8 protein-coding genes and 1 pseudogene are annotated in these 8,768 nt (G+C 27.0%); 7 read left to right on the top strand and 2 right to left on the bottom strand.

Annotated elements, in window-relative coordinates:
- Window positions 1-162: 162 nt before the first annotated feature.
- The gene (gene thyX / locus QIA27_RS00515; protein WP_301403418.1) at window positions 163-966 is read right to left on the bottom strand and encodes an FAD-dependent thymidylate synthase; all 804 of its coding nucleotides are present in this window, start codon (window positions 964-966) and stop codon (window positions 163-165) included.
- A 206-nt stretch (window positions 967-1,172) separates the two neighbouring features.
- Window positions 1,173-1,942, bottom strand: a pseudogene (locus QIA27_RS00510) (OMS28 family porin).
- A 524-nt stretch (window positions 1,943-2,466) separates the two neighbouring features.
- On the opposite strand from QIA27_RS00510, the gene QIA27_RS00505 reads away from it, so the two are divergent.
- The 7 genes from QIA27_RS00505 (at window position 2,467) to QIA27_RS00475 (ending at window position 8,639) form a co-directional block, all read left to right on the top strand.
- Window positions 2,467-3,342, top strand: coding sequence for a complement regulator-acquiring protein (locus QIA27_RS00505; protein ID WP_301403417.1), 876 nt, complete (start codon window positions 2,467-2,469; stop codon window positions 3,340-3,342).
- A 166-nt stretch (window positions 3,343-3,508) separates the two neighbouring features.
- The gene (locus QIA27_RS00500) at window positions 3,509-4,288 is read left to right on the top strand and encodes a complement regulator-acquiring protein (RefSeq protein WP_301353303.1); all 780 of its coding nucleotides are present in this window, start codon (window positions 3,509-3,511) and stop codon (window positions 4,286-4,288) included.
- Window positions 4,289-4,595: 307 nt separating this feature from the next.
- On the top strand, window positions 4,596-4,838 hold the full coding sequence (locus QIA27_RS00495) for a complement regulator-acquiring protein (protein ID WP_363325295.1): 243 nt from the start codon (window positions 4,596-4,598) through the stop codon (window positions 4,836-4,838).
- A 197-nt stretch (window positions 4,839-5,035) separates the two neighbouring features.
- A complete protein-coding gene (locus tag QIA27_RS00490) occupies window positions 5,036-5,797 on the top strand; it encodes a complement regulator-acquiring protein (protein ID WP_301403416.1) in 762 nt (253 codons plus the stop codon).
- Window positions 5,798-5,968: 171 nt separating this feature from the next.
- Window positions 5,969-6,754: a complement regulator-acquiring protein gene (locus tag QIA27_RS00485; RefSeq protein WP_301403415.1), complete on the top strand. Its 786-nt coding sequence runs from the start codon at window positions 5,969-5,971 to the stop codon at window positions 6,752-6,754.
- A 219-nt stretch (window positions 6,755-6,973) separates the two neighbouring features.
- Window positions 6,974-7,726, top strand: coding sequence for a complement regulator-acquiring protein (locus QIA27_RS00480; protein WP_301403414.1), 753 nt, complete (start codon window positions 6,974-6,976; stop codon window positions 7,724-7,726).
- A 220-nt stretch (window positions 7,727-7,946) separates the two neighbouring features.
- A complete protein-coding gene (locus tag QIA27_RS00475; protein WP_301386156.1) occupies window positions 7,947-8,639 on the top strand; it encodes a complement regulator-acquiring protein in 693 nt (230 codons plus the stop codon).
- The last annotated feature ends 129 nt before the right edge of the window (window positions 8,640-8,768 follow it).

Raw genomic sequence — 8,768 nt, 5'->3', positions numbered from 1 at the left:
AATTAAGTATTTATTAGTATAATAGCAAATACTCAATTAAAGGTTGTATAGTATCAGTATCTTTTAAAAATCAAGCTTTATCCTAAAAATTAATTTTTGGCCGTAAATTTTAAAGTTTAGTTCTGATATTTATTAAATATCAGAACTAAACACTATAAAAAATCAAAAAATTCCTAGCTTATCTTTTAATAAGTTCAATTTTTTATCATCCATATTAAGCTTATTTAAATCCAAAGCATTAGCAATTGCTATTATCTCTTCATGAGAAAATCTCTTCCCTCTTAAACAATGATTCTCAAAACTGTTAAAAGCGGCGGGGACAATTTCTTTTACTATGCTTACCAATGCTTTAGCATATTTGCGCATTTCTTTTGGCGAATTTTCATTAATTTCTTTTGGACTGTCTAAAGCTAATCTCAATTTAATAAAATTGAAAAGATTATTTAAATCAATTTGCCAATACCATTCGGTATATAAACTTAAGGGCAAAACTATCCTTGAAAGTTCTTTTGGAATATTAGAATTGATCATATCTTGATAAAGCCCATAAGAATGTTGTTGATGATGCTTTATTTTGTCTGAGAAACTTTTTTCCAAAGACTTAAACTCTCTTTTAGGTTGACTATTGCTAGAAATTTGGCACTCCAAGTCTTCTTCTAAAGGAACATAAAATTCCTCTCTTGCCAAACTGTAGCATCCAGAAACTTCATTAATCCTTGCGGTTCTGTGCCTCATCCATTGCCTTGCAATAAATATTGGAGCTTTAACATGAAATGTGAAAACAACCTGCTCCAATGGACTTGTGTGTCCATTTCTTATTAAATAATCAATAAGTTCCTCATCTTTCCTTTTAACGCTGTCTCCTCGATAAGAAATCCTTGCGGCCTCAACTATTCTCTTATCATCTCCCATAAAATCAATAAGCTTTAAAAACCCATTGTCCAAAACTTTGTATTCTTTATTCAAAAATTGATACTCCTTGCTTAAGGATAAATTTATTAACTTTTTAAGAATGTAAATATTTAGAATGAAAGTATTATATCATAAAAACAGCCTTAATGGGGAGCTTAATTTGATCTTAGCGAAATAAAAATAAAAAAGGCAGAAGCTAATATAATTAGCCTCAAACCTTTTCCTTTAACCTTTAATAATTTATAAATCTATATAATCAACTATCTCATATACAAAGAAATGGTCATTACTTTTGTAAGATCTCTTGCACCTTGAGCTACCTTAACAACATTAGAAATAGCCCTTGCAACATCTTTTTTGCTACTGCTTGATCCTTATTTGATGGATTAAAGCCATTAACGGTGTTGAGAACTTTTTGAGCCTCTTGAACTGTTTCATCTAAAGCCCTTTCAGAAACCATTAAAACATCTTTAACTTGTTCTACTTTAGCAAATTCTTCTTTTGTCAATTCCAATTCCTTATTATTTGGAGATTTATTTGACATTATTTGCTTCTCTATTAAAACCATTGCTTCGCCTGCAACAGAAACAGCTTTTTGGGTTTCTTGAACGGCTCTTTTGGACATTTCAACAACCCTATTTGCATCCTCGGCAACCATTCCTGAAAACTTAGCTACAATTGTTGCCTCTTCTGATGCAACAACAGCGCCCTTAGCAACATCTGACATCAAAGACATTGAACCCACAAACTTTTTAACTACCCCCGCATCATTCGATTCTACCAACTCAAGAGATGACTCTCTAACTTCCTCTAATTTACTAGAAACATCCTCTGTCACCTTATTAATAATATCTAAAGCTTGATTAACTTGATCTTTTTTATCTAATTTTTTGCCATCTTTTTGCTCTGGTTGTTCTAAAACATTGGATTGAGATTGAAGAATATTTACATTGTTAGAATCTGCAAACACATTTAAATTTACAAATCCAAACAATAATCCATTAATTATTAAATTACCAAATATTTTCATTGTTAATTCTCCTTAATTAAAATAATTTATTTTAAATATTTTAAAACATAACTAAATTAGAATCAATACATATTTATACAAAAACATTTAATTAACTTTTTTAATTAAAAATGATTTCTAAAAATAAGGACTTTTAATAAAGATCATTAAACTTAAATTTTGCATTAAATGGGGAGAACGGTGTTATTTTATAATCGTTAAACTTATTATTATAAAATAACACATGAAAAATATACTGCAATTATCAGCAAAAATAAAGCTAATAACAAAAATTTTTAAAATTAACATACTTGCAAATACAACATTAACATCAGTGTTGATTGCATTAAGAACAAGTTAAAACCTGCACGAAAAATTTTAATCTTTTTTTTTTTAAAAAAAATATTTTAAACAATTAATTTATTATCTTTTATTTTAAATAAATAAAACAAACATTGAAAATTAAACAAATTGAAATATATTTATATTAGAAATATTGAGCTTGCCAAATAACACAATGATTAAATTTTTTAAAGGATTACGTCTTGAAAAAAAGAAAAATTTATAAAATATTAAAGCTATTTAAAATAACTTTACTGGCCTCATGTTCTTTTTATTCTAAATCAAACAACACAGAAGCAACAAGTGAATTACAATCAAACCACATTGAAATTAACAAATCTAGCACTGAGAAAGCAGCAAATCTTGAAAAGATTTTAAACTCGGGACAAAAAGAGCTCTCAAAAAATGAAAAGGAAAATGTAATAAAAAAAATTACACAAAGATTTAATGAAAATGAAAAATTGATTAATAAAATTGGACCAAATATTGAAACATTTTCTCAAAAAATAAATACAGATACTCAAAAAATTGAACCTATTGATCAATTTGGAATAAACAAAAACACAATCCCAGAAAAAAAAGACATCAATATTGACCTAATATTAACAAACAACCTCTTTAGAAGATTGTTTTATTCATCTCTCAATTATGATGAAAATAAAATCAAAAAATTAATCACAATCCTTGCGCAAACATCAAGTTCAAATGGCGACCATTACAGGGTTATTGGATTAATTTTTTGGACAGGATTCAAAATTCAAGAATCGTTTGAAAAAGCTATTAATCTTTTAACTAAAGACGAGCAAAGACGCTTAATGTTCAATTTTAAAACAAAAACAGTAAAAGATGTTCAAGAAAATTTTGAAAAACTAATACAAGAACGAAATGCTTGGATCTCAACCGTAGAAAACATTATTGGTGACTATGACAAATATGCGGGAATTAGATCTGATGGAATAGTCCTAGCAGAATTCATAAAAAATGGATACGAGCATAAATTTAATCCAAATGAAAGTATGCGAATTTTAAAAGATATTGAAACACCGCTAAAAGCCTGTTGTGACCACATACACTACTAATTATTGTGTATGTGGAATAAAAACATTGCAAAATAAAAAAAATTTCTAAAAAAGTTGTTTTTAATATTAAATGGCATTATTATTTAATAATAGTTATAATGTAGTAACTATATTAGTTTGTATTAAAGTTAATAACTATTGATTTTAATTTTATAAGGAGAGTATTTTGAAAACCACTAAACTAAATATAATTAAGCTTAATATCATTACAGCGATATTAACTTTAATCTTCATCTCATGTGCACCTGACAATCAAATCAATCCCGACCTAAACAATGACACCGATCTGGAAAAAATTGACCAACGTTTTAAAGACAGATCTAGTGAATCTGAAGACATCGGACATTCATATCAAGCATATGAGGATCTCAAGTTTGAAATTGAAAAATCTAAAGGAAATACAGCCTCACAATTAAGAGCAATTAAAAATCATCTGGAAAAGCAAAAGGGGCAAGAAGATGCAGGAATAGCTAAAGTTGATGCAGAAATAGCTAAACTTGGTATACAATCTGATTTCCCAAAGACTTTTACTACCAATTCCGGTTATGCTACTTTCGAAGAAGACCTGCTAGCAATGAAAAGAATGATTTATTCATCTTTATATTACAACACAACAAGAATAAAAACATTAAACGAAATTCTTGAAAAACTTAATAAAAATTCCCATCACAAAAAAGTGATTACAGAATTACTTTATGGAATAGCACTGGGTATTCAACTCCAACTAGACAAGTATTTATTAGAAAAATTACCTCTTCCAGACCAAAGCGAATCCGAAAAGCTGCTAGAATTTATAAGAAATGAATTAAGGAAAAAAGACAAATTTGGGAGAGTCCTAAACAAGGCTATTAACGATTACAACAGGAATTTTGGCGAAATTAAAAACGATGTCGATAAACTAGCAAACTACATAAGTAAGCAATTTCCTCCAAACCATGATTTTTAAAAAAATCATTAATCTAGAATTAAAAAAAATACGTTGCACTTGATATTTTTTTTAAAAGAGAAGTTAATTCTTCTCTTTTTTTTTTATTCACTTAATCTAAATCTAAATTAAAAAACAATGTCTTTTAATTTTATAAAAGTTTAAATTTAAACTTTAAATAATTTGAGATACATTTGTAATATGTACTAAAAATTATTTTGTATTGCATTATTGCGTTTTTATAAAAGGAGAATATTTTGAAAACAAATGGTTTAATATTAACTAATATTGTCATTGCAGCACTTTTTTTGTTGTACTCTTGTAGCTTATTCATACAACTGCACTTAAGCCTGCAAAACTCAACTCAGACTCAAAAAAAGATGAAAGACGTCTATTCTACTCTTCTCTGGATTACAATACAACAAGAATTGTAAACTTTGGAAAAATACTCACACAACTTTACAAACAACACCAGCAAGAACACCATCAACTAATTGAAGAAATTATTAAAAACCCACCCATACAGCAGCGAAATGCACAAATAACAATTGCAGAAAACACTATTAGCTAACATAAACGCGGTGCATGCATTATTAAAGGATTAAATATTACAAAATCAAATCAAAAGCCTAAAAACGCACAATAAAAATTTAATCTTTTAATGTCAAATAAAAACTAATATTAGTTGACATTAAAAACAATATAGTTATATTATTGCCCTTGTATTAGAATTAATAGATATTGATTCTAATTAATAAGGAAAGTATTTTGACAAAAACTAAAATAAATATAATTAAGCTTAATATCATTACGGCGATATTAACTTTAATTTTCATCTCATGTGCATCCGATAATACAGTCATTCCCAAACCAAACAACCACACTAATTCAAAAGAAAATAACCAAAATTTTGAAAATGAATCTAGTAAGTCTGAAGATCTAAAACCTTCAAATCAAAAACCTAAAGGAACTACAGCCTCAAAATTAGAAATAATTGCTAATAGCCTGGAAGCTCAAAAAGAAAAAGAAAATATAGAAATAGCTAAAATTGATACTGCGTATTTTAATTTCCTAGGTGTTTTTAAAGCGGATCACTATGATGAACTTTCCGAATATGAAGAAATAGAAATAAAAAGGATGATTTACTCATCTTTAAATTACGAAAAACAAAAAATAGCGACATTGAAAGAAATTCTTGACAAACTTAACATAATTCCTGAACACAAGCCTGTAGCTAAAAAATTCATTTATCAAATATCACTGAGTATTCAATCCCAACTAAGCTTGGATTTGATATTAATAAAAGAAGCAATACGAAACAACTCACACACTCTACCCCAAAAAGAATCCGAATTGCTAATGCAAGCAGAATCTGACTTAAAGCTTAAACAAAGCTTTGCAAAAGCTTTAAGCGCAACTCTTGAAGCTTACAATAAAAATTCTGGAAACATTAAAAACAACTTAAAAGCATTATCAGACCATATGGATGAAAACTACAAAGACCTTGATTCTTTAAAGCCCATCTATTAATAATCTAACTTCTCTTTTTTTAGTCGCTTAATCTAAAGTTAAGCTGAAAACAACAATGCCTTTTAATGTCAAATAAAAACTAATATTAGTTGACATATAGACTAATATAGTTATATTATTGCTTTGTATTAGAATTAATAAATATTGATTTTAATTAATAGGGAGAGTATTTTGACAAAAACTAAACTAAATATAATTAAGCTTAATATCATTACGGCGATATTAACTTTAATTTTTATCTCATGTGCACCTGATAATACAGTCATTCCCAAACCAAACAACCACACTAATCCAAAAGAAAACAACCAAAATTTTGACAATGAATCTAGTAAGTCTGAAGATCTAGAATATTCAAATCAAAAATATCAAGATTTCAAGCTTGAACTTGAAAAACATCAAGGAAATACAGCCTCAAAATTAGAAATAATTAAAAAGTATCTGGAAGATGAACAAAGGGAAGAAGATGCGCAAATAGCTAAAATTGCACAATATGATTTCCTAGATAATTTTAAAATCTATCACTATGATAATATTCGCAAAGATAATCGAATGAAAATAAAAAGAATAATTTACTCATCTTTAAATTACAAAACGCAAAGAATAGCAATATTAAAAGAAATTCTTGAAAAACTTAATAACGAGCCTGAATACAAAGAAATTATTAGAAATTTTCTTTATATCATCGCACCGGGTATTCAGCTTATCCTAGAAGATGATTTAAAATCAATAAAAAATAAATTAAGCGCTCCAAATGAAGAAGAAGAAGAAGAATCCGAAAAGCTACTAAGGTTCACAGAACATGACTTAAATACAAAACAAAGCTTTGCAAAAGACTTAAACAAAACTATTGCCGATTACAATAATAATGCTGACAACATTAAAACCGATGTTGATAAACTTGCAAACTACATGAATGAAAAATACAAAGATGGGAATTCTTTAAAGCCCATCTATTAATCTAAACAAAAAATTAATTATTGCACTTGATATTTTTTTTCAAAAGAGAAGTTAATTCTTCTCTTTTTTTTTATTCACTTAATCTAAATCTAAACCAAAACACAATGTCTTTTAAGATTAAATAAAGCTAATATTATTTGATCAATAAAATAAGATAGTTATAATGCTGTTTTGCACTAGAATTAGTAATTACTGATTTTCACTCACAAGGAGAGTATCTTGACAAAAACCAAACTAAATCTAATTAAGCTTAATATCATTACAACGATATTAACTTTAATTTGCAACTCATGTGCACCCTTTAATGAAATTAATCTGGAAGAAATCAACATCCAAGGTTTTAAAAATGAATCTAGTGAATCTGAAGATCTTGGATATTCATATCAAAGATATCAAGAGCTCAAACTTGAACTTGAAAAATCTCAAGAAAATACAGCCTCAAAATTAGAAATAATTAAAAAGCATCTGGAAGCTGAAAAAACCTATGAAGATATGCAAATAGCTAAAATTGCTACAGAATCTGATTTCTTAAAAACTTTTCAAATTAATGCCGACTATGCTACTATTTCCGAAAATCAACGCCTAGCAATAAAAAGAATGATTTACTCATCTTTAAATTACAACGCAGAAAAAGTAAAGATATTAAAAGAAATTCTTGAAAAACTTAATGAAAATTCACACCACAACATTATAGTTAAAAATTTCCTTTATCACATAGCAATGGATATTCAACTAAAACTAGAAAGAGATTTAAAATCAATAAAAGAAGAAGGCTTCACAGAGTTATCAATGCCTGGATTATCCGTATTAAGGCTAAAAGAAAGCTTTATAATACTCTTAAATAAAACTATTGACGATTACAACAACAATGTTGACAACATTAAAACCAATGTTAACAACCTAGCAAAATACATGCATGAAAAATACAAAGACCTTAATTTTACACATGCTCCCAATTCCATTCGTCACTAACCCAAACAAAACAAATAATGTGTTAATTTGATATTTTTTAGAAAGAGAAGTTAATTCTTCTTTTTTTTTATTCACTTAATCTAAATCTAAACTAAAACACAATTTCTTTTAATTTTATAAAAGTTTAAATTTAAACTTTAAATAATTTGATATACATTTGTAATATGTACTAGAAATTATTTTGTATCGCATTATTACATTTTTATAAAAGGAGAATATTTTGAAAAAATACAAATTAGCGTTTACTACGCTAGTGACAATAACGTTACTTTTGTGTTCATGTAATTTAGGCTCAAAACAAGAGCTTGTCGAGAAAATAGAGAAAACAATCAAGCCCATAGTAGAAAAAATAGAAATCGACAAAAAAGAAGAAGAATTGGATTTTGATAATATAAAAACCATTTTTGATCTTATTCAAAAAAGAGATGAACTTTCCAAAGATTACAGAAGGCAGTTTTATTCATCTCTTGAGTACAATAAAATAAGAATTACAAACTTAATAGATATTCTTCATAAAGCTCTAGAAATACAAAAGGATATAGCACGAAAGCTTGAACTTGTAAATTTTATTAAATTAATAATCGACAGGGGCTCAATTTTTATTCAAAATCCACTAGAAATTGCTATTCTTGACATAAATAAAAGAAAAGATGATCTTATTAACTTTAATAACAAAGAAAAATTAAAGGATGTGAAAAATAAAATCAATAAAATCATGGGAATGCAACAACAATGGATCAAAAATATAGACAAGATTATTATCACTTACAATGATAATGAAAATCTTCAAAACAATAGCGAAGAATTAGAAGCTTACTTAAGAACAACCTATGAAAATATATTAAAGCCGGAATCAAGCGAAATTTACGATTTAATGATAGAAATTGGAAGAGACTTGCAAGAAAACTTGTAAAAGATACAAAAAGAGCAAAAACCGTTTGCTCTTTTTTTTATATTTATTGATTATTTTTTAATTTGAACTAAGTTTTTATTAATTAGTAATTAATTTTAAATTTTAATTAATTTTAATTATTAAAATTCA

The organism is [Borrelia] tanukii (assembly GCF_030439725.2).
In the GTDB taxonomy this organism is placed as follows: domain Bacteria; phylum Spirochaetota; class Spirochaetia; order Borreliales; family Borreliaceae; genus Borreliella; species Borreliella tanukii.
Note: the sequence above shows the minus strand (reverse complement) of the source record. Positions and strands in the feature narration are given on the sequence as shown.